This window comes from Stenotrophomonas sp. YJH_SMC_17, from assembly GCF_059371655.1.
The window spans coordinates 77,299-98,691 of sequence record NZ_JCAFUU010000010.1 but is presented as its reverse complement, the minus strand read 5'-3'; the positions used below and the strand labels follow the sequence as shown (position 1 = coordinate 98,691).

General features: G+C 63.0%; 14 protein-coding genes. 5 read left to right on the top strand and 9 right to left on the bottom strand.

The features are described from left to right. Positions 1 to 39: 39 nt before the first annotated feature. Positions 40 to 966: an XVIPCD domain-containing protein gene (locus AC5P8Z_RS18915; protein ID WP_495229750.1), complete on the bottom strand. Its 927-nt coding sequence runs from the start codon at positions 964 to 966 to the stop codon at positions 40 to 42. Between the two features lie 549 nt (positions 967 to 1,515). Here AC5P8Z_RS18915 and AC5P8Z_RS18910 point away from each other — a divergent pair. Both AC5P8Z_RS18910 and AC5P8Z_RS18905 read left to right on the top strand, forming a co-directional pair. Continuing rightward, complete coding sequence (locus AC5P8Z_RS18910; RefSeq protein ID WP_495229749.1) at positions 1,516 to 2,016, top strand: hypothetical protein; 501 nt, start codon at positions 1,516 to 1,518, stop codon at positions 2,014 to 2,016. Between the two features lie 10 nt (positions 2,017 to 2,026). Beyond that, positions 2,027 to 5,806, top strand: a complete 3,780-nt coding sequence (locus AC5P8Z_RS18905) for an XVIPCD domain-containing protein (RefSeq protein WP_495229748.1) — start codon at positions 2,027 to 2,029, stop codon at positions 5,804 to 5,806. Between the two features lie 134 nt (positions 5,807 to 5,940). Here AC5P8Z_RS18905 and AC5P8Z_RS18900 read toward each other — a convergent pair whose 3' ends face one another. From AC5P8Z_RS18900 to AC5P8Z_RS18870, 7 genes are all read right to left on the bottom strand, one after another. Next, positions 5,941 to 8,586, bottom strand: a complete 2,646-nt coding sequence (locus tag AC5P8Z_RS18900) for a DEAD/DEAH box helicase (RefSeq protein ID WP_495229747.1) — start codon at positions 8,584 to 8,586, stop codon at positions 5,941 to 5,943. Then, positions 8,583 to 10,622 (bottom strand): hypothetical protein, encoded by a 2,040-nt coding sequence (locus AC5P8Z_RS18895; RefSeq protein ID WP_495229746.1) that lies wholly within the window; start codon positions 10,620 to 10,622, stop codon positions 8,583 to 8,585. The genes AC5P8Z_RS18900 and AC5P8Z_RS18895 overlap by 4 nt, the downstream gene beginning before the upstream one ends. Continuing rightward, positions 10,619 to 13,039, bottom strand: a complete 2,421-nt coding sequence (locus tag AC5P8Z_RS18890) for a helix-turn-helix transcriptional regulator (protein ID WP_495229745.1) — start codon at positions 13,037 to 13,039, stop codon at positions 10,619 to 10,621. The genes AC5P8Z_RS18895 and AC5P8Z_RS18890 overlap by 4 nt, the downstream gene beginning before the upstream one ends. 458 nt (positions 13,040 to 13,497) lie before the next feature. After that, positions 13,498 to 14,145: an OmpA/MotB family protein gene (locus tag AC5P8Z_RS18885; RefSeq protein ID WP_495229744.1), complete on the bottom strand. Its 648-nt coding sequence runs from the start codon at positions 14,143 to 14,145 to the stop codon at positions 13,498 to 13,500. Next, a complete protein-coding gene (locus AC5P8Z_RS18880; protein WP_495229743.1) occupies positions 14,142 to 15,851 on the bottom strand; it encodes a hypothetical protein in 1,710 nt (569 codons plus the stop codon). The genes AC5P8Z_RS18885 and AC5P8Z_RS18880 overlap by 4 nt, the downstream gene beginning before the upstream one ends. Then, positions 15,851 to 17,134 carry a hypothetical protein gene (locus tag AC5P8Z_RS18875; protein WP_126560613.1) on the bottom strand — a complete coding sequence of 428 codons (1,284 nt, stop codon included), beginning with the start codon at positions 17,132 to 17,134 and terminating at the stop codon, positions 15,851 to 15,853. Before AC5P8Z_RS18875 ends, AC5P8Z_RS18880 begins: the two co-directional genes overlap by 1 nt. A gap of 35 nt (positions 17,135 to 17,169) precedes the next feature. After that, positions 17,170 to 18,087 carry an ATP-binding protein gene (locus AC5P8Z_RS18870; protein WP_197654786.1) on the bottom strand — a complete coding sequence of 306 codons (918 nt, stop codon included), beginning with the start codon at positions 18,085 to 18,087 and terminating at the stop codon, positions 17,170 to 17,172. A 389-nt stretch (positions 18,088 to 18,476) separates the two neighbouring features. On the opposite strand from AC5P8Z_RS18870, the gene AC5P8Z_RS18865 reads away from it, so the two are divergent. The 3 genes from AC5P8Z_RS18865 (at position 18,477) to AC5P8Z_RS18855 (ending at position 20,024) form a co-directional block, all read left to right on the top strand. Next, positions 18,477 to 18,686: a hypothetical protein gene (locus tag AC5P8Z_RS18865; RefSeq protein WP_495229742.1), complete on the top strand. Its 210-nt coding sequence runs from the start codon at positions 18,477 to 18,479 to the stop codon at positions 18,684 to 18,686. 91 nt (positions 18,687 to 18,777) lie between these two features. Continuing rightward, positions 18,778 to 19,203 carry a TonB family protein gene (locus AC5P8Z_RS18860; protein ID WP_495229741.1) on the top strand — a complete coding sequence of 142 codons (426 nt, stop codon included), beginning with the start codon at positions 18,778 to 18,780 and terminating at the stop codon, positions 19,201 to 19,203. 452 nt (positions 19,204 to 19,655) lie between these two features. Beyond that, positions 19,656 to 20,024 carry a hypothetical protein gene (locus AC5P8Z_RS18855; protein WP_049433451.1) on the top strand — a complete coding sequence of 123 codons (369 nt, stop codon included), beginning with the start codon at positions 19,656 to 19,658 and terminating at the stop codon, positions 20,022 to 20,024. Between the two features lie 526 nt (positions 20,025 to 20,550). Here AC5P8Z_RS18855 and AC5P8Z_RS18850 read toward each other — a convergent pair. Beyond that, the gene (locus tag AC5P8Z_RS18850; RefSeq protein ID WP_495229740.1) at positions 20,551 to 21,366 is read right to left on the bottom strand and encodes an endonuclease; all 816 of its coding nucleotides are present in this window, start codon (positions 21,364 to 21,366) and stop codon (positions 20,551 to 20,553) included. Between the last annotated feature and the right edge of the window lie 27 nt (positions 21,367 to 21,393).

Genomic DNA, 21,393 nt, shown 5'->3' with positions numbered 1-21,393 from the left:
GCGTGGCGTGCGCCGGTGCGCGTATGGCAGGCGCGCGGATTACTGCTCCTTCAACCGCAGCGAATCGGCCACATCGGTCTTGGCCGCCACCTCGGTGGCGATGCTGGCGCGGCGGTGCCCCGGGTCGTTGCGGTCCCCCTGCACGATGAAGATGCTCTCCGCCGCATGGCTGCTTTGGGTCGGCCTGCTGAGCAGCACGTGGTCCACGCGCGAGAGATTGTTCTGCTTGGCCAGCACCAGCAGGCTGGCGCTGATGCGCTGGCTGGTCGCATCGAAAGGGCGGCCATGCGCAGCGTCCAGCTCGGCCACTTTCTGGATCAGCTGCGAGAACAGGCGATGGTCCGGATGCGAAGGGTCCAGCAGCGTGCCGGCCACTTCAATCGGCGTCGGCGGCGGCTCATCGCTGGCACGGTCGCCCTGGCGATGATGCTCGGCCTCGCGCTCGGGCATCGCGTGGTGGGTTTCGGCATTCAGATCGCTGCCCGGGAACGGCGCGGCAACGCACTGGATTTCCGGCAGGTTGAACAGCACCGCGAACTCGCCCAGGTTGCTGCCGCCATCCAGCGGCGCCGGCAGCGGATGCAGGCCGGCGTAGCGCAGCGCCGCCCAGACGAAATCGCTGCAGCGGTTGATGGTGGCCGGGCGATCCGCGTCGAATTCGAACTCCGCCGGCTCCTCGGCGAAATCACGCAGGCAGCCGTAATGCTCCTCGGAGATTTCCAGGGTGCGGCTGTAGTACGGGTCCAGATGTTCGTCGGCATCATCGTGGCGCACCTGCGCGTACTGCACGCCGGTGCGGGCTTCGCCCGGCGCGTGGCGCGGTGGCGCGAAGCCGTAGCTGTGGGTCTCGTCGCCCGCGGCCACCTGAAGGTACATATGGCCGCGCGGCGAGATGCCTCCACTTTTCAGCGGGGTGCCGGGCGCGGCCAGGTACAGCGTTGCGGTGTAGCGTGTTGCCTGCTCCATGCCTGTTCAGCCTTGATGGGTGCTGCGGTCCTGGCCGGATGATGGCATAGGTGGGATGGGGGGTAGGTGGAGGACAAAGTTGGGGCCACGACTGGCATGCTGAATGTGTGAACCAGCGTGCATTCCGGCGGTGCCCATGTATCGTTGTATGGAGTAAGGCGGGAGTGGGCCGTATAGTTGGCGCATGTGAAGCAATGGATTTGCTCATGGACCTCATCGTGAGGCTGCCGACACTGTTGCCCTTGTATGAACGATTACGCGGGCCGTGCTTTCAGGCTCGGCCCGCTGTCGCGATTGGCTCGAAACCAACCATCAGCCAAGCAGACGCGCAAGGCCCACGCCCTCGCCTCAAGCAGCGATCCGACATGCTGCGGGCCTTTGAATCCCGTGATGGATCTATCGCTGGCAAGGTCATCGGCCCGACGTCGCGCGGCATCAAAGGCGACCGGGCTGTTCTGGCTACGGATGCCCTCCCTATTCTTGCGGACGCCGACCGATCCACTCAATCGGTCACTAGCAGCAGCCGCCCCACTAAACGCAGGAACTAAGATGCCCTTCCAATTCCAGGCCAAGCCTTACTCCTCGCTCGATCCGATCAGTGAAACGGAGATCCCTCGCCCAAGAATTGGACCGACTGTTCTGGCAGACGGTCGGCACGGGACCGAGTACCAGTTCGCCATCTATCGCGGAGAGTCGCGTGTAGGTGGAGTTGGATTCGATGGGTGGGATGAAACTACGCAGGACGAAGGACGCTCCGTCCACTGCTTCGTCTTTGACCTCAAGCATGCTCAGGTCATCCACGCCATGCTGGCATACAAGCAGACGTTGGTTAACGCCGATGACGACTTCACCTATCTCAAAGGGCTCGCACAAGGCTTCGTACTTTCATTCGCAGGCCGAACTGACAACGATGAATCCCTACGCTATCTCGCGGTGACCAGTCCGCAGGCACTGATGGAATCGCAGATTCCGGCACCCGCAGACGTCGTCACGTTGGCCGACGGATCCATCGTGCTGGCCAGCGTTGAAGTCCCCGCATTCGGCGCCTGAGGTCTAAGCCATGAGCAAATTCATCTTCGATGATTTTGTGAAGACCACACTCGGCGGCGCAACCCAGACCGGGAGTGGAGAAGCCCTGACTGCGCAGCAGATTTCCGATGTCATCACCTATCTGAAATCACCGGGATCGGGTCCAACCACCAGCGTCAGCTTCGAACAGTATGTAACCGGCAACATGCAGGCCCACCCTCCGCGACTTCCGGATGGGATGGATTACCTCGCGTTCTCGGGCAAGGACACCGCAAAAATATCCAACTACACCAATGCAGAGGTGTACTCAAAGGATATCAACGGAAAGTCGGGAATAATTGGCGATACCCCATGGGGAAAGTTCGTCGATCAGCTAGCCAAGAATCCAGCTCACATCCCCGATCTCCAGTCGATGGAAGCTGGCCTCAGAAGCGTGATGGAGTCAAAGGGGATCGTTCCCTTCGACAAGAACTATGTGGGTGCGCTCCAAGACATAATGTGGAACGCCGGCAGCCCAAAGTTCTTCGAGAACGCCATTGCTACGGGCAAGCCACTGATCGCTTTCGTGGATGGGGCGCCTCCCGATCGCGGTTTCAGTAGGTTCGAACTAGCCACCGCCCTCGACCACCCCACCGTCCGCATCAACGGCTATCCCATAAGTGCCTTCGGGCCTGAGCCGCTGGCCTTCGCAAGCCAGTCCGCCGCCGAGTACCAGGCGCTTGAGCGCAGCCTCGCGCAGCATGCCACCACCAACAGCGCGCACCCCGTCGACGTCGCGCAGGTGCGCCTGCATCTCAAGCCCATCGACGGCTATGACGCTGTCAGCAAGACACTCTTCGAACGACCGCTGCACGACTACAGCGCGTTGAACCTGAGCGAGATGTCGACCACGCGCGCCAACTGGGTCGCCGCGCATGCCGACCTGGGCACGGGGCCACGTCTGTTCGCTGATCTGCCCGATCCACCATCGCACGCGCCCCTGCAGCCAGGAGCTCCACGCGGCCCTCCCCATGCGGCGACGGTTGCCGAAGCAGTGGCCGACGTTGCACCGCATGGCATGCACGCCGGAATCAACCCCGCCATCAAGGTTGCCGGCGTTGCGGGCGTCGCACTGCTTGCGCACGACTTCGCCACCTCCGGGCACAAGTGGATTGAGCTGAACTCGCAAGGCAATGCCGCAGGCGCAGATTCCACCGCCGCACACTTCGTGGGCCGCAACGTCGGCGGCGCAGTGGGTGGCTTTCTTGGCGGCGCTGGTGTCGGCCTCGCTTCGGGCTCGTGGACGGGGCCCGGCGCCATTGCAACGGGTATCGGTGGCGGTGTCCTCGGTGCGTATCTCGGCGAACGCTGGGCCGAGCAGAAAGACATTGAACGCGTCTACTCCCAAGTTGACCCGATGGGTCGCACTTGGACGCGCGACGCCGCTGACCCCAATGGGCGCTGGCTGCGAGCCGGCGAACAGCAGCAGGTCCAGAGCACCGACCTGGGCACCGGCGTCGAAGTCCGCCCGGTGCAGACGGCACAGGGTGACGACGTCACCTTCCGCACCAGCTATGTTGCCACCGGCACATTGGAGCGCCAGTTGAACTGGCAGGCGGCCCGGGCCTCGTATGAGTTGGGCTTGTCGAATCCGCCACCCCCACAGAACCCCTACCGGCTGAACGCCAATGGCTTGGCCGAGCCGGCACGAGGCGCCTTCGAGACCGATCGCGCCTTTGTACGCGATGCCAGCTCGGGACAATGGGAACTTGAAATCAAGGAAATGGTGGATGGCCGAGTGCCCAACAGCCGCCACCTGCCAGTCTCGGCGGAGCAGGCGCAGGCTCTGGATGAACAGTCGCGCACGGTCATCGCCCAGAACGCGTCAAACACCAAAGCCGCGATGGCTGCGCGCTACATGGTTGCTCACGAGCAAGGACGTTGGAGCGACTTCGGCGACGCGAACAATCCATCCATTCCCCGTGCCATTCAGGACGCGCAAGCCAGCGCCGACACGTTGAAGGCGAGTGATGGCAATGCCTATACACGGCAGGCGGACGGCCAATGGGTCAGCAAGGGTGTGATCTTTGACAGCGCCGCCAACCGGAACCTGAGCGACGAGCTGGAGATCACCTGGCAAAGCCAGAATGACGGTATCGCCGGGCTGCACGACATCGCCAGGCAGCTCAAGGAGACCGCACAGGTTGCACACGAGGGTATTCGCGGCCAGGTGGATGCGCTCTACGCGCGCCATGGCATCGAGCGCACCGAGCAGCAGCTTGCAGCTACAGCCGTCGCGGTGGAGCAGACGCTGAATCTGCAGGGCAGAACAGGCGACGTGGTTCTGGAACTGATGCCAGACCCCCGTACCCACGCGCCCAGCGCAGAAAGTGCCATCGCCACGTTCGGTGACGCCGGCGGAAACCGGATGGTGCTCACCGGCACCACCACCATTGAGGACATTACGCGGGCTCAGTCGCAGTTTCGGCCTGAGGGTTCACTGGCTGCCCAAGGCGCTGCGCCTGCAGATCAGGCGACGACACCCGACGTGCCCGAGCTACGCATTGCTGCGTTGACTGCAAAGGAGCAGGACGCACACCGGCAAGCGCTGCAGGAGGCCAATCGTCAAGGCAGTGCGGCGGTGGATGCGCAGCAGGCAGCGTCTGCGGCCGTGCTGGAGGCGCGAGGGGTGCAGGTTGACCCGGGTGAGGCACTGAAGGTCAACCGTGACCTGCAACGAGGTGCGGCAACCAGTGCTGCCGTTGAACCCGCTCGCGAGCCCACTCCGGCGCCCGCTCCCGTCATCGCCGCACCCTCGGCGTCGATTGTTGAGCCAGAGCGCACGCGTCCCTCGCGTGAGAGTGAGCAGGCGGAGGATGCCGCCCGGCAGAACGCTCGGAAGGAGGAGCCGGCACCGACTGCACCAGCAGTGGGCCCTCAAAGTGCCTCGCAGCATGAACCGACTGTGGAGGAGGCCCGTGAAGCGCGGAATGCCTCGGTCGTAGGTACTGCGGCCGGTGCAGGCTCAACCCAGCCAGTTCACATGCAGGAGCACAAGGCTGAGGATCCCACGCTTCAGGGCGGTGCTGAGCCGCAGAAGCTTGCGGATGCACTGCCGGTGCAGCCAGCCGTCGCTACAGCTCAAGACAAAGCAGAGCAGCCACTGCCGCAACCTTCTGAGAGCGAGCAGGCCCCAAGGACCGCGCAGGAAGCCCCGTTGGATCTCCCAGTTCCGCCGCTACCGGCCCAGGACGATCCGGAGCCGGAACCTACAGGCCCCAGAACGGCTGACGTTGGCGGAGACGCTACCCGTCAGGCAGCGCCGCCCTCTTCCCCTTCAGATGAGGAGCTCGACCTCCCTGAGCATGTAGCGCCGCCGTCGGCCGCTCTGACGGAAAGCAATCCAATGCGGCCCGGACATCCCGATCACCCGCTCTATCAGCAGATCCGCGAGGGCGTAGCGGAGCTGGATGCCCAGCACGGCCGAAGCTTCGATGCCACGAGCGAGAGGATGACGGCAAGCCTGCTGGTTCTAGCCAAGGACAATGATCTATCCCACGTTGATCATGTGCTCGTAAGCAACGCCACGGCAACGCATCCCGCCGGCCACACCCTCTTCGTGGTGCAGGGCGAGGCGAACGACCCCGCCCATCTGCGCGCCTCCATGCCAACGGCAGAAGCGGCGCAGGCGCCTGTGGAGGAATCACTGCTGCAGTTCGATTCGGTCAGCAGGGAGGCGCAGCAGCGCGCATTGGCCAATCAGCAGGAGCAGCAACTGCAGGATGAGCGAGCACAGCTGGACATCCAGGTGCGCGCGGCAAGCGCGGGGTGAGTGCCGGTATAGATGCTCTTGTTGGCCGCATCCAGCGCCACGCCGAAGGTCTTGCGCTCCAACGATGTACGGGTTCTCGACATTGGCAGCACGAGAAAGTGGGGCGCGCCGCCATGGCACGCCCCCCCCACAAACTACCTGCGTCGCCGGGTTGGAGAGAAGCATGGCGCGGCCGCTGCAACACGTTCGCGCAACTGTGCACCGAGTACATCTTCAGGGTCGCACTCCGGCAGAATCTCGCCATGCAACTGTGATCGCAGCGTCTGCCAGCGATACTGGAGCACTCTCCACTGCCGCTCGTCATAGGTGCCTTCAAACACCACCGGACGCACCTGGATGCGCGGCATCGAATCGGCACCCTCGGGACGTTCAATCGCTCTTTCCAGCAACTGCTGCCACAGGCTGCCCATCCGATCCACCCGTCCGATCTGCTGCTCCACCACGGCCGGGTTCCATTCCAGATGCAGCAATACCACGGTGCGGCACGCCAGATGCAGGTTGAGCCCCTCACGCCCCACCTGCGACTGGGCGATCAACACCTTGGGATTCGCATTGGCGCGATTGAACGCCAGCTGCAGCAAACGGCGGGTGCCCGGTGCAGTGTCGCCATTCAGTTGGCGCGCGAACCCGCCTTGCCGATACGAGTAATCCTCCCTGAACCGCTCAAGTGTTTCGCTCCACGTGTTCTCGCCGCGGCATGCATCGTCAACGCTGCCGTCAGCATCATCGGTCAACGGATCCAGGTTGGCAGCCGCCTGCATAAGCTCAACGAACGCAGTGGCCAGCTGCACTGATGTCGGGTCTTCGGCCTCACCCTCCAGATGATCGGCCAAAGCACGCGCCACCACCGCCATTGCGCCGACTGCGGATGAGGCATCGCTGCCGGGTTGGTGCTCATCCTCGAGCATCTGCAACGGCACGGTAAAGCGCGCCCCAAGCAGCGGATCCAGCGAAGTGAAGCCTTCCTTCAGTTTGCGCAGCAAGCCTGTACGGAAGCGCTGCCGGCTGTTCTCGAGCTCACGGTAGCCAGACTGCAGCTTCTGTTCGACCGCCTCCAGGTCGGCCTCGCGGTGGAAAAGCTGCCGATGCGCCACCTGCAATGCCACACGGTCCTCGTGACTATGGAGGCCACTCTGCGGCCACACCTGTCCTTCGTCCAGAGCACGCAGCATCGCCCGTGCGTTGAGCAGGTGTTGAAGGGCGTTCATCGGCGCACGGTAGTGGCCGAACACGAGCACCTTCTCATTCACGGCAACGCTCTCGATGGCGTCCACCGCTGCAAGCAATGCGGGGTGGGTATAGGGCGCCCCACTCCCCGGCGCGGCTTCGCGCACGGCACGTTGCATGGCCCTGTGCCACCACTGGGTACGAGCCATTCGCTTGCTGGATGCCACTACATCATCCAGCGCCGTCTCATCATCCAACGCCGAAGAACTGATCTCCGGCTGCAGAGAGGCTTCCTCCTTTACCGCGTCGATCAACCCACTGATGCCGTGGCCATTGCCCACAGTCAGACGGTGCCGCTTGGCGCGGTTGTCCAGCACTCGCGTTGAGGTGAACGACAGCGCCTCAGCTGCACACACCGCACGCATCCAGGGCTCGGATGTCGTGGCCGGATCCATCCTCACCTTGATTGGACGGACTTCGCGATAGTCCTGCCCCGCCGGCGTTGCGTGCTTTGAGAACCGCTGAACCGTAGGGTCCTCGCGCTTGTCCCGGCGCAGCAGATAGGGATCCAGTGCATCGCGGTAAGCCGCCGCTGCTGCCAGGTAGGCTTGCTCGTACTCCGCATTCAGTGGTGAACGGCGCAGATCAACCACACTGGCCACGTACTTCTTGATGACATCCACGGGCGGCTTGGCAACACCGATACGGTGCAGGCTCTGCTCCCACTGCGATGCGTCCAGCTCAACCGGCGTTGCGCTCATCGCAAGGCAGCGTGCAGAGCCGCTGCGCAGTAGAACATCGTCCAGTAGCGTAGAAAGCAGGCTCTGCTCGTTCCGGCTCTTGTGCGCCTCATCAATGATCACAAGGTCGAAGGCTCCAAGCCCCAACCCCGTCACCTGATCCACGGCACGACGTAGCACGCTTCGAGCGGCGTGGTTTTCACCGTTGGCAGCTTCGCTCCATGCTGGGAGCTCTTCGTGGATGTCATGCAGCAGCGTCCCCGAGGGAGACGCAGAGCCGGCCATCGACAGATTTTCGATGATCGCCCCTGCTGCACGGGACACGCAATCCATCAGTTCCTGCTCAAATTCCCCGTAGCCGTTCGGCCACCGCTTGCCAAGTACTTCCTTGCGATAGCGCGCGAGGGTTGCCGGCAGCAGACTCCAGCGATAGTGAGCCAGCTTCCCCGGTGCCCATCGATTGAAACTGTGCGATACCAGTACCAGCTTCTCCTGCAGCCAGGGCCGCTCGGTGCCAGACCCGTCCCAGGCCTGCAGGAACTGCCAGTAGCTGCGCAGCAGGGCCGGAGGTTGCGGGCCCACCAGCGAGAATTCGCGTCGCCATTGCTCGTCCAGGCCAGGCGGCGCAACGACGACCACCCGTCCGCCCGCAGCAATCACGCAATGAGCCAGTGCTACTGCGATGCGTGTCTTGCCCATACCAACCTCGTCGGCAAGGATCGCGCCGTTGTTCCGAAGGCGTGTGCACAGGGCACGCAGGGATTCCCGCTGACCTTCAATAAGCGCCAACCGCCTTCCCACATCCGACCTGCCATCGCCGAGCAGCACTTCGGCCTGCGCGGCAACCTCATCCCAGCTGATCATCTGCTTCATTCCAGGCCCTCCAGCGACGCCAACCCCGTGGCTCCCCATGTGTCCGAGATCACCTGCAGGGCAGCCTCATAACGTTGCCCATGTTCGCTGTGCTTATCTTCAGCAAAGGCGGGGCGGAAAGGCTCTGCATGCAACGGCGAGAGTGGATCCAGCCCCAGGGCGACGAACTTCGCCACTGCGGGACTATGCCGGGTCTGGCACAGGGTCTGCTGCAGCCGCTGGCACCAACGCGGCCAGTCAGTCACTGGCACTCGTACCTGGCGGTCGGCAATGCGCTCCAGCAACCCCATCATCTGGCGGATGGCGGTGTCATCGCCCACCGCAGCATCGGACACAGGGCGGGGGGACCTGCCGTTCGTCATCGGATCACGCGGAAGTGGATCTCCCAAACCCTCCTCTTCTTCGTCTCCTTCAGGATCAGGCATGCCCGGGAAGGCCAGCAGCTGGCTTTCCGCATGATCCAGCTCCAGATCGCTCAGAGGGGTTGCGGCGACACGCCCATCTGCATCCACCACGGGAACCACCGCCTCACGGACGACACCACTCCCGGCCCAGCGCACACGCACCATGCGCGGCACCCCACCTGGCCATGCAAAGCCTCCATCCACGCGCCTGCAGGGAACACATGCGTCGTCCAGGACCTCGAATGGCGTATCCAGATCGTCATCCTGATGCGGCAGCAGCAGAAGCCCGTCTGCCGCCCTCCATTGGAGGAAGGCCACCGGTGCGGCGTAGTACTCGCTGGCCGGTGGATGCCATGCCTCTCCGGCCGACACCCCTGGTGCGCCTGGCACCAGCAGGTCACCGGCGATGGGCAGCGCGTCCTGCAGATCCAATGCCAGCTTCGCACGCAACCGTGCGCCCCAACTGGCCTTCGTTTCGAACAACAGTATCCCGGCTTCAGCGTTGCCGCCGTCCGGCGACATCGGTAGCATCATCCCGGCCGGCGTCAGATTGCCAGAGCCCAGGTACACCCATACATGGGCCCAGTTGGAACCGTTGCGCTCCGCCCGCGCCGCCACCATGAACTTGGCGTGCAGCGCTCGACCGCTGTAGGCATCTCCGATGACGTCGGCCACCTTTGCGGCATGCACATGGATGGGATGCTCGGGATGCTGCGCGAGCTCGGCAATCGAATGCGCGATGGCCTGGCAGGCGGAAGGGTTTACGTGCAGTTCCAGCGCTGCGCGTTTATCCAGCAGCCCTCGTGCCTTGAGCTTCTTTACGATCTGCAGTGGCACGCTGGCACAGGGCAGCGCGCCGCTTTTGCCAGGCAGCCCTGTCGATTCGAAGAATCCCGACCCCATCGCCAATCGAGTGGTCTTTGGCTTGTCGTGCCTCTCAACCGCATTGAGCACACCCTCAATCAGGCTGCGCGAGCGGTTATGCACGAAGCGGGGCCTGCGCTCACGTAGGGCCGGCTGGTACCTGGTGCAGACAGCAAGCCAGGCGGCAAGGTTGGCTGCGGCTGCACCAGCCCCCATAGGTGCCGGTGCTTCCAACAGACGGGTATCGTGCAGGCCGATCAGCCATTGCAGCCAATCGCGGGCGGCGATGATGTCCACGCATTCCTGGGCCAAGGCATCACCCAACGTCGCACTGTCCACCTCGACCTGGCAGGAAAGGTCCAGGCTGTCTTCCACGGTCTGGCGCGTCCAGTTACCGGTGGATACCACCAGCCGCACACACCACTTTTCAGGTTCGCTCTGGTGGCGGAATCCCAGCAAGGCCACCTTCGCGTGCAGGAGACGGAATGGAATGGGGCTCCGGCTCTCGTTTCTCAGCGGCAGATGTGCCAGCCCGGGTACGGCCGTCGGCAGCAGTGCGGGCTGGCGTGGGTCCAGCATGAGCGCCAGGCGTACTTCTCCACCGGCCTCGCGTTGCGACTTGCTCTGCCCGGTGAAGCGATGCGCAGCCTCGTTGAGGAAACTGGCGTCGGCAGAGAAGCCGCAGATCCAGCCGAACTCGCCAGCATGGTCGGCAGGAGCCTCGAAATGCTTCAACAAGGAAGGACGGGGTGCAGCGTTACCACTCATGCTGTCACCTCCGGCGCAGTGTTCCGGGTCGTGATCGCCACGCCCAGTTCGCCGGCAAGATCCAGGTACAGCAGGTACAGGTTCTCCACGCGATAGGAGATGCCCGCCGGAAGCGGCAGGCCATTGCGCCCCGTCTCGGCAACCTCCTCATCCGCGCCTTGCTCACCTTTCTCCACCACAGGTGGACGGCCGCTATAGGCCGGTCCGGGGCGCGCGCAGTCGTCAACCAGGCAGAGCACCTGATCATCACGTCGCAACAGCGCGCGCAGCACGTCGGCCTCGTTGCCCACGCACTCGCTACAGAATCGGTTGGCATCCTCGTCGTAGTGGTTGAGCGCGAGGAAGCTCTGCGCGTGCACGACCAATGCCTGCAATGCCTGATGCACCGGGAGTGGCAGTGTCCCATCCAACTGCAGGGAACGGCGCTGCCGCGCGTCCAGTTCGACTTCGACACTGTCCAGCACCGCCACTGCGGCATTGCGGACGTCGACAAGCTTCGTACCCGCACGCAGGTCGTGCCAGTGCGCGGCGTCCAGCTGGGCTGGTCCCTGCACGTCGTCCAACGACGCGACGCTGCCCGGCTCGGCGTGCAGGCAAGCCATCCAGTCCCATGCGGCCTTCCGCCGCTGGCATTGTTGCTCCGTGAGGGTCGCCCCCTTCAGGAGCGCATGCCGCAACCAGTGCCGGGCATCCTCATCCAATCCTTCCAAGGGATTCAGCGCCGCAACGACGCCGTGGCTCTTCCAACTGAGTGGGCTGCCCATGACCCAGTAGCACAGGTGGTCGACCAGGCTGTTCTTGCCCACCAAAAGGTGGCCAATGCTGGAGCCGAGGAATACATCCGCCTCTTCGCTGCACTCAAACGCGTTGAACCGAACGCTGGGGGCCGACGCCAAGCCGAGCGACGGCAGTGCCTGCGCGGTGGACATGCGCATCGGCTGCGATACGTAATAGCTGGACCGGCATGCCTGCTTGAACGAGGGGGCCCCCACATCGTGGGAAAGCTTGTTGCGGCCACGCATCCGCCAGTCCGGGCTCCATCCGTTGTGACGATAGCCGATGGTACAGGCCACCGCCTCGATGGCATTTGCGACCTCGATATGCGACCGACGGATGTTCCACGTCCTGAGCCGCTTGGCCACAGCCATTGCCAAGACGGTGTACAGCGCCTGACGTCCATACCAGAGTCCGCCCAGGCCCGGAACGGCCAGTTCGTTGAAACGGCGCACCGCCCGGCCCAGCCCGAGCGTGCGGGTGCGCCGGTTGCTGGGTACCCGGTCCGGTCCGAGCAACCCCCAATCACTTCCTGCCATCATTCTTCCTTTCATTAACCCAGTGAATTGACCGCATTTCGCGATGCTGCTGAACGAACGTGCCGCTGGCAGCGCCGGGTTCGCGTATGTAGCAGCCAGCAGCTGCACATCAGCCTGCATCTCCGCCCGCAGCGACGCTGGCTCCAGCACCTCCACCTGGCTGCCAAAACCGCGCAGCCACCAGCGCAGCGGCTGGTCCAGCGATACCGTCGCCACCACGTCCACCTGCGCTCCATCAGCCAGCTCGTGCAAGACTTGGTCTGCAGACAACGGGGTTTCGCGCAGGTGCTCTGCAGCAGCGCTCGTGAAACGGGCCATCAGCCGCACTGTGCCCTGGTCTTCGTAGCGCCCCGCCCTATCGGCGTACACGGCGAAGTCGAAATCCTGCGGCACTACGCAGGCGGCAGCCTGCACCTGAGTTTCTGAAAGGCGGTGCAGCGCCAGCTGGCGGATGTCCTGGTAGCCATCGAAGGTGCAGGCCAGGTAGTGCACCTGTCCACGAATGATCAGACCCAGCGGATGGATCAACGCGCGTCGGCCCTCGCGCGCGCCCTTGGAGCGGTAGATCACTGATAGTTGGCGGCGCAGTGCCAACGCCTCATGCACATCATCCAGCACTTCGGCGTCCAGTTGAGGGGCCAGAAGGGTCTTCACCGAGGGCTGCACTGCGGTGCGCTGATGCCAATCCTTCCAGACACCTGCCGCCAACTCCCTGCGTGCCATCTGGAACAGAGGCTGCAGTTCACGCTGTGTGGCAGCGGGAAGCAACGTTTTCAGGTGTTGCTGCGCCAGAAGCAGGGCCATGCCCTGCGGTACGCTCAGGCGCGGCATGAAGTCGAAGTTGGCGTCCTTGTGCCAGCTCCAGAGGAAGGGACGCGCGGTTTCGTCCAACTCCAGCGGGAACGTCCCCAGCAGATTCTGCAGGTCGCGCTCGATGGTGCGCTTGCCTGCCCTGATACCACGCTGCGCCAGCCCCTCGCACAGCTCTCCCGCAGTGATGTGGCGCGGAGCGCGCGGGATCATGCGCAGCATGTGCCATTGCCGTTGCAGGGTATCGGTACTGTTGCGTGACACGCGGTTCTCCTTGTCGATGGCGTGCGTCATAGGATCGCCCGTGCCGCGACGCCCGCTGTCGCAGCCCTGCGCAGAATGGAAGACCACGGAACGACAGCGGGGCACGGACGCCCCAAGGCTGCACGCAATGACCCCACGAGGAAGATCATGTTCAGGATCATCGGAGCAACGGTTGTATACGGATGGGCGCTGTATGGACTGGGTCGCTGGCTGAGCGAGCAGTACAACAACGCTGAAGAAGAGTGAGTGCGGTTGCCATGTGGGGCCGCACGCAGCACTGGACCTACAGCTGCAGCCACTGCAGCTGGAAACGCACGACTCCACCTTGCGGGGACGTGCGCATCAAGGGCTTCAACCATTTCACCCACTGCCCCAACTGCCAGTCGGCACCGGTGGTGTGCCGCCCTGCCTCCGCGCTGGACAGCCTGTTTGAGGGGCTGCCCGAAGCCTGGCTCCGGGCCGGCAAGCGCTGAAAGCTGCGACATGGCTCAGCTACGGCTGCCGTCCAGGGTGAAGAACACTTCCACCCTGCGATTGCGCGGGTCGGATGGCGGCACCTCGGCCAATGGTCGCGAGTCGCCATAGCCGGCCACCACGATCCGCCGTGCAGAGGTGGCATCCAGCGTCCCCAGCAGGGTCTTGCGCGCCTCGCGGGCACGCGCCGCCGACAGCGCGAAGTTGTCGTCGTAGACGGTGCAGAACCGCGCGAGGTCAGTGACAGGGCGCTTTACCGGTGCATCATCGGTATACCCTTCCACGAAGATCCGCCCTGCGGGGTGGTCGCGCAGGAAGGTTTCCACCTGTGCTTCCACCGCCTGCATGGCCGCACTGGCGGCAGGTGTTACACAGGCACTTCCTTGCGCGAACACACCGTCACGCAGGGTAATGCGACGGCTGGCCACGTCTACGCTGATCAAATGCCCTGCCCCCTGTGTACCCAGGGTTCCCTGCACCTGCTGCAGCAGCTCAGCCACCGGGTTGCCAGTGGCGGCATCCAGCGCAGCCAGGTCGCGCTGGTGCTGGGCCTCGGCGAACTGGCGCTGCAGGACGACCACGGCCAGCATCAGCATCACCACCGCCAGCACGCCGGCCATCAGGTCGGAGATGGCCACCCATTCGTTGGGCTTGTCCTTCATCCGGCCAGCTCCGCCTCATCCTCCACCTTGGGTTGGACCAGGCGACGGAGTTCCACATTGAGCGCTTCCAGATTGTCGGCCTGGCGCCTCAGCAGGACATCGGTACCCTGGTGCGCATCCACCAGGTCCTTGGTGCCTTGGAGCACCACCTCGCGTAGCTGTTGGCCTTCACTACCATCGCGCTGCATCGCCGCCTGAACCTTGTGCAGAGTCTCACCCACCAGTTCCAGGCTGGCATGCGCGACCTTCAACTGCGCCCCCACTTCCGCCGCGCTTCGGGCCGCAGTTGAAACCGCCTTGAGCCCGGTCTTGATCTTGATGCTGTTGGCCTTGATGTAGTTCGTCGACTTCGCGATGCTCTCCTGAGCCGCATCGGTGACGAGCTTGAGCGATTCGAGACCCTTCTGCTGCCTGTCGGAAGACGTTTCGATGCTCTTCGAAACCTGCCCCAGGGTCTGCTTTGATTCCGTCGTGAACATATCGATCGAGCTGCTCAAGCCACTCGCGATCGTCCCCAGATTGCTGGCCATGGCGCTGACGCTGTCCCGCAGCGAGGTATCCATGCGTTCGATGGTTCCTCCCAGCTCTTCCTTGATTGTTCCCAGCGTGTTGCGTACGCCATCGTCGAAGGCTGCGATGACGCCAGACACGTCCTCGGCAGCATCATTCATGTTGGAAGCTGCGGCCGACATGGTATCGGCGCTGTGCTGGATGGAAGCGCTGAAGGCCTTCTGCGAGGCAGTGAACCCCATCAGCACTTGCCGGGTATCCAGCGCAATATCGTTACCTTGCTCCTGCTTGGTGAGCAGCGCTTCCAGTGCCTGCGCAGCCTGCTCTGCCACACCCCGTTGCGCGGCCTGATCGGCCTGCATGCATTGCTGCAGCTGCGTGAACGCCTCGCCAAGCAGCACCGTCAGCTGTTCTGCCGCAGCACGGTCAGCCTGCAGCCGCAGGCTGCGATCCTGGTCCAGTGCCGCCATGAACTGCAGGCCCAGCGCCTGCACAGCCTGCTGCATCATTTCGGCCGTACCGTCATGATGCGCCAGGCGCAGGCCGCGATCCTGCCGCAGCAGCTCGTCCAGCGAACCATCCATGTGCACGGCCACTTCGGACAGCGCATCCTGCATGCGTTGGCTGCGTTGCTCTTCAAGGTGCTCGCCGGCAAGCCGGGCCTTGTCCATCTCCAGCTTCATGCGGGCAATCACCCACTGCTGCCGCTGGGTCTCCCGCCCCATGCCCGCCAACATCAGCTTTACCAGCAGGAAACCGAGGATGCCCCAGGTGGAGGTCCTGAACTTGGTGCCCAAGCCCCCCATCATTTCCAGCAGGTTGCCCATGCCGCCATCAAGCGCGTTCTGCGCGTTGGCATTGCGCAGGATGGAAGAGGCACTGTCCAAGGCAATACCCAGGCCCACAAAGGTACCCAACAGGCCAAAGATCAGGAGCAGTCCCGGTACGATCTCCGCATACTTCTCCGGCTTGGTGGCAACGGCGTCGCACACATCGTTGAACGAACCATGGTCTACATCCAGTCCGGTATTGCCGCGCCCCGCGCCTTCCCAGTTGGCCTTCCAGTTATCAGGCCGTGCAGTGCGCCACACCCCCACAACGGTCGCCGCTGCGGCACCAAGGATGATCGTGAAGAAGGCCAGCTGGAACGGCTCGCTGAAATCCGGCTTGACGAAGTCAACAACGTGCCCCAGCATCAGGCCGCAACCTCAACCAGGCGCTGCACGCGCTCCAGGCATTCATCTTCGAAGATGTTGGCGAAATCGATGATCAGTTCCTGCTGCCTGGGCGTGAACTCGTTCCACTGCCTACCCTGCTCAGCGCCTTGGATGATGAGCTCACCAACCTGCTGCCCGGCATCAATCAGGTAGCCCATTCCAGCCGCCTCAAGCTCCTCTGCGGGGCGCTCGAGTACCTGCAGGAAGCCTTCAGCCGCATGCAGGTATTGGGACAGCGCCAGCTTTTCCTCCGCCAAGTCGTCGAATGCTTTCTGCTCAAGCGGTACGGAAAGACGGAGAATATCCAGTTCCGCCTGTTCGGCTTCATCAAGGCGCCCATCTGCCGAAATGGAGAGTTCCGCCTCCAGCCGGCGGAGCTTCACCTGCCTGGCGGGCAGCGTGTCGTTCATTTCCTCCCACTGCGCCTCCAGTGCCTGGTTACGCATGTGCCATGCAGGCAGCATTTCCTCGAAGGCGAACGGCAGCAGGCCGCGGCCATGTCGGCGCTGCAGCAGGTCGTCCAGCGCCTGCGCATCCTCGCTCGACAGAGAAGGATCTGCATTGAGCAGATCAGATGCCACGCGCACCAGGAACATGTCGTCCGCATCAATGCGGCTCTCCGCATCCACCGTCGCAAACCGTGCATTCGCTTCCTTCAGCAGCTTCTGCGTAGCGCGCAGGCGCAGGAAGTGGTCGACGTCGACCACCTCGCCGGTCTCCACCAGTGCATTGACCTTGTCCTGTGCAAGCACCAGATCATTGACCATCGCCACCACCGACACCGCGTGGGCCTGCTCGCCGCTGAAGCTACCGGCAACATCGCGGAATTTCTGCTGGTACTGCTCGGCCTGGACGCGCTCCGCAGCATCAAGCTCCACCTGCACCCCCTGCTCCATCGCCGCGTTCATTCGCTTGGCGAGCTCGATGGTCCAGCTCACTGCCTTGTCAATCCAGTGCAGCACCGGGGACTTCTCCAGTGCCAACAGTGCATCAACGGCAAGAGCAACATTCTTGATCAGCGGATGGGAAGCACCTGCCTTGTGCAACAACGCCGTCGCCTGTTTCACGTAGGGGCGCGCGGTCTTCCACAGATCCTTGGCCTTGGCGACGGTCTTCTCGCCGTCTTTGGCTACCAGGGTTACAACCTTGACCGCGGTTTTCTTGACTACTTCCCAGGTCTTCTGTGCGGCACTGGCAACCGTCTGTGCCGCCGTGCTGACGAAGCGTGCGGTTGCCGCAACTGCGTTGGTGAACCATCCCATGGCTGTGTTCCTTTGGTGGTAGAGGAAGGGCGTGCTTACACGCCGAGAAGATCGCGGGCCGCCTGCGCGGCGGCAGGGAAAGACGCATTGCGCCCGACCTGCTGCTGTGCGCGCTGCACGTCACTGATGGCCTGTTGCAGGTGCGGCCAGCCCAGCTTCGCCAGAGCGGGTTGGCTGTCTGCGTCCAGCAGCGCTTTGGGCAGCGCCAGTCGCAGGCAGGTGCGGATGTCGCGCCCTGAAAGACCGTGCGAAGCGTCGGCGGCCCGCCCCAGCAGAGCCGCCCGTTCGTCAGCCAGCGGAATGCCGGGCACCAGCATGCGGTCCCAGAGCGCATGGCGGGCAAGCCTGTCGGGCAGGTCGAAGTGGATGTGATAGCTGATACGACTGCGGAAGGCTTCGTCGTAGTTGCGTGCGAAGTTGCTGGCGAATACCACAATGCCCTCGAAGCGCTCAAGCTCGATCAGCAGGGTGGAACGCATCGCGTTGACTTCGTTGTCCACGCCCTGTGTCACGTTGGAGAGGCGTGCGCCGAGCAGCGTATCGGCCTCGTCGAAGAACAGCAGCGAGGCGCTGTCGTGGGCCATCCTGAAAGCGGCCTGGATGTTGCGGGCGGTTTCGCCCATGTAGCGGCTTTCCAGCTCGGCAATGCCGATGTGGTGGAAGCCCAGCCCCAGGGTACCGGCCAGCGCTTCGGCAGCCATGGTCTTGCCCGTGCCCGGGGGCCCATGGAAGTTGATGACGCTGCTACGACCGAGCGGATCAACCGCTTCGAATCCCCATTCGCGGTAGATGGTGCGATGGTGGCGGATGCGGGCCAGGCATTCCTGCAGCTGCACGCGTGTCTGCGCAGCCAGGATTACGTCCTTCTCCAGCGAGAAGCGCGGTTGACGCACGGCCGGCAGCGCATGATCCGCCGGCACAGGCGGCGGTGTGCGGTGACCAGCCCGGCTCATACCCGGACCTTCCAGCGGTGACATCCCGTCATCAACATCTTCCCGTGTCCTGCTGGCCGGCAACAGCGCCGGCCCATAGCGTGCGACAACCCTGCGACACTGCACGTCGCAGGGCGAACCTGAGGTCGGTATCGGCAGCCCCACGAGGGACTTGAGCCTCTTTGGAGCAGCCGTGCCTGGATGGGGCTGCGAGCTACTGCCAGTGGGTTGAGGACGACCTGGACCGCATCAGGCGTGACACGCTCCGATGAGTAAACAATGGCATTGTTCTACCGTTGCGAGCATTGGTGGACAATCAGAAAACTATGAAATATGGAGAAGTGACGCGGCCGCATCCCATCCTGTGAGATGCAATACAACCATCCTTCTCTCCCCACCGGAGGACGACCATGAGCAGAGTCGATCCCACATGGCTGGAAGCCTTCGACAAGGAGCTCCTCCACCTGTTCGCCATCGACCATAGCGATGCCGGCATGGATGAATACCTGCTGGGCTGCTACGCAGACCTCCCGCCACGTGAGGCTGCACTGGCGTTCGGCAGCGACTACGACCTGGAGCGCGACGATGCGCTGTGGCCACGGCCGGGCACGCCCGTATGACACGTGCAGCAGTCCGCCACGCCGGCATTCAAGGCAAGCGATGCCAGTGGATGGCCGCTATGCTGGCAGCGCACCGGAATGGAAGCCACGTATGCCCCGCCTGAACACCGCCCTGGCACTGAACCTCGTTCTGATGCTGCTGGGCGCTGCACCTGCCATGGCCATGGCGGCAGACCCGCAGGTTTCCACTGAAGTGTTCGTAGAGCGTGGTGACAACCCCACCTTCGAGCTGCAGCAGGCGCCTGCCGTTGTTTATTCAACGACCCCTGCCACGCCGCCCGATACCTTGCTGCAGGGTCCCATGCAGGTGCTGCTAGTTGCTCAGCTGGATGAGCTGGGCCACGTTTCCAACGTGATGGTGGTGCGGTCGAGTGGACTGCGGGAGATCGATCTTGCGGCCTTTACCGCAGTGGACCAGTGGCGCTTTGATCCGGTCGTGGTTGAGGGCGTCGCACGGCATGCGCGGGTTCGGGTGCGTCTGAGCTTCGTGCCTCCGGCCGAGGCGCCGCCCGGCTGAGCCGCCGGCCCAATCTGTCGCGATTGACCCTACTCCATGGCCCTGACTGCGGGCATTCCTGCACTTGGGGCCAATAACGCCAAGCCCTTCAAGACCGTTGCGGCGCAATCGCTTGCCGGCTTAACACCGTGTGCGACAATGCCGAAAGCGTCAGGACTGGCGATCGCCGGTTCTGCAGTTTCTTGGCATTTGGCAGCTGCGCGGGTATCTCTTGGCGTGCCACCGGAAAAGGGTGGCGCGGGACTCGAAAACCCGTGTTTATGCCAGCTGTATGCGCTTGCCAGCCGACGTCACCTTTTATGTGGTGTCGGCTGGCAATCCGTTCGCGTTCCATGGCGGGCGGTGCGTGGGGGTCTTCGGACCCGCCGGTCTGGCATTTACCGGTTTTCGAGCCCGCACCGTCCGCCACCTTTATTGGTGGCGCTGCTGTCTGTCCTGTACGGAGCATTGCCATGAACACATCGGACTTCCGTTCCCTGCACGCGCAGTACGATCCGGACAACGCCGAGACCGAGCGCGCGCCCTCCCCCGATCCAAACGCGTTCGTCGCCACGCTGCATCGCATCGGTACCGGGGCGGCTGCGGACGGCCAGCCTTGGCCGGAGCGGCATCAACTTCCTGGGCGTTGCCTACAGTTGGCGGATGCGGATTGCGCCCTGGCCGGGCTGCGTGTGGTGGCGGAGCTGATGCTGGCTGCGGAGCGGACTCGGCAGAACGGCGCGCCCGAGGAGTACCTGGGGGACCGGGTGATGGAAGGATTGAAGATGGCGTGTGTGGCATTGACTGCGCAGGCTATTGAGCGACTGCAGGTGCGGGAGTAGCCCAGATGGGCCCGGCCATCTGTAACGCGGTTGGCAGCCATTGGCGCTTTGTCGCGCCCCGTTCTCTTTCTCGTCTCCTAGCTGTCTGTAGAGCTATAGAGCTACCAATGAGGTCTGTGGTCTATATCGGCGCGGTACGGGGCATTGGCCATCTGTGAGAGATCGTAGTTCGAGATCAATCCAGTTTTATCGAAGCAAAGAGCAAGAGGCAGCCCCGAGACCGTCAGAACACTTTGACCTGCCCTGGGGCTTTGCGAGCGGACTGATCCGAACTGAAAAATCTGCAAGCCGCGTTAGCCTTCAACGCAACAGATAATGTGCTCGGCAATGACTAGGCTCGGGACTGCACGGCGTTCTTATGAACGACGTGCAATCCCAGGAACTGCGGATGTCGGGGCCTGACGCCATCAAGATGAAATCCACCCACATGATTCCGAGTACTTGGAGCGACGGGATATGGCTGTGCGTCATTGATCCGGCGAATTCGGATGAATCAGCGAAAATGCTGAGCCACCACATTCACGTACTAGATCTTTCTCCGACCCGCATAGAGCGCCAAATCGTCGGCCGTAATATTGGCTGAGGACCCCAGCTCGTAGTGCTCCTCAGAGACCACCTTGATCTCGTCATCCTGCATTGCGAGCTCGAACATCGCAATCTTGTTCGCATTGATGAATTGCGCGGAGACTGGGCGACAGATCAGCCCCGGGAACTTCTCGCGACAACACGCAACATCTTGCTCTGTCTGCTGCCTCCCGTGCTTATCCTTGCCACCCTTGGCCTGAACTGGGATCACGTACTGGCATCCATGGCGATCAAGCCCAACATACAGCTCATCAATCTCAATCTGGCCGATATTCTTTACCGTCGTGCGCAGATGATTCTGAAGAGAAGACGCGGTAATCCCCAGAAAAACATCTACCAACCGATTGTATCGCACCTTCGCGAGCAAGGCCTGTTCGTCGCCAAGCGCATGCGCCTGAATGATCTCCGGTGTCGCATCAGGAATCTTTACAACTAACTGATTCGCCCTTGGCTCGATAGAGAGGGGACGCTCCAGCCGGAACTCGTACTTGGCACGACCGACACTATAAATTGCCCACATCAGACCATCAGGCGCCGTCTGCAGGATTGAAGCTGGAAGACTGCTGCGGTACTTGAACGAATAGATGGCGTCGCCGAGGTTCTTCGGCAGCCGCACCCCTCTTTCGGCCGCCGCCCTTTCGAGATCCTCCCGCTCGAACGGCACACGCGTGGCCCCCGCCCGGTATCCCTTCAAGAAGATCTCTTCAATGAGCTCGACGTAGCGATTTGGCTTTGCGGATTTCCTGGAGGGGCTCAAAATTCTTCCTTTGTAGATCCGGTCAAC

What these genes read in the sequence shown, in the direction of transcription:
- AC5P8Z_RS18870 (WP_197654786.1), bottom strand. Translation starts at nt 18,087, where the DNA reads ATGAGCCGGGCTGGTCACCGCACACCGCCGCCTGTGCCGGCGGATCAT.
- AC5P8Z_RS18885 (WP_495229744.1), bottom strand. Translation starts at nt 14,145, where the DNA reads ATGAAGGACAAGCCCAACGAATGGGTGGCCATCTCCGACCTGATGGCC.
- AC5P8Z_RS18905 (WP_495229748.1), top strand. Translation starts at nt 2,027, where the DNA reads ATGAGCAAATTCATCTTCGATGATTTTGTGAAGACCACACTCGGCGGC.
- AC5P8Z_RS18855 (WP_049433451.1), top strand. Translation starts at nt 19,656, where the DNA reads ATGAACACATCGGACTTCCGTTCCCTGCACGCGCAGTACGATCCGGAC.
- AC5P8Z_RS18890 (WP_495229745.1), bottom strand. Translation starts at nt 13,039, where the DNA reads ATGACGCACGCCATCGACAAGGAGAACCGCGTGTCACGCAACAGTACC.
- AC5P8Z_RS18915 (WP_495229750.1), bottom strand. Translation starts at nt 966, where the DNA reads ATGGAGCAGGCAACACGCTACACCGCAACGCTGTACCTGGCCGCGCCC.
- AC5P8Z_RS18900 (WP_495229747.1), bottom strand. Translation starts at nt 8,586, where the DNA reads ATGAAGCAGATGATCAGCTGGGATGAGGTTGCCGCGCAGGCCGAAGTG.
- AC5P8Z_RS18910 (WP_495229749.1), top strand. Translation starts at nt 1,516, where the DNA reads ATGCCCTTCCAATTCCAGGCCAAGCCTTACTCCTCGCTCGATCCGATC.
- AC5P8Z_RS18875 (WP_126560613.1), bottom strand. Translation starts at nt 17,134, where the DNA reads ATGGGATGGTTCACCAACGCAGTTGCGGCAACCGCACGCTTCGTCAGC.
- AC5P8Z_RS18880 (WP_495229743.1), bottom strand. Translation starts at nt 15,851, where the DNA reads ATGCTGGGGCACGTTGTTGACTTCGTCAAGCCGGATTTCAGCGAGCCG.
- AC5P8Z_RS18860 (WP_495229741.1), top strand. Translation starts at nt 18,778, where the DNA reads ATGCCCCGCCTGAACACCGCCCTGGCACTGAACCTCGTTCTGATGCTG.
- AC5P8Z_RS18895 (WP_495229746.1), bottom strand. Translation starts at nt 10,622, where the DNA reads ATGAGTGGTAACGCTGCACCCCGTCCTTCCTTGTTGAAGCATTTCGAG.
- AC5P8Z_RS18865 (WP_495229742.1), top strand. Translation starts at nt 18,477, where the DNA reads ATGAGCAGAGTCGATCCCACATGGCTGGAAGCCTTCGACAAGGAGCTC.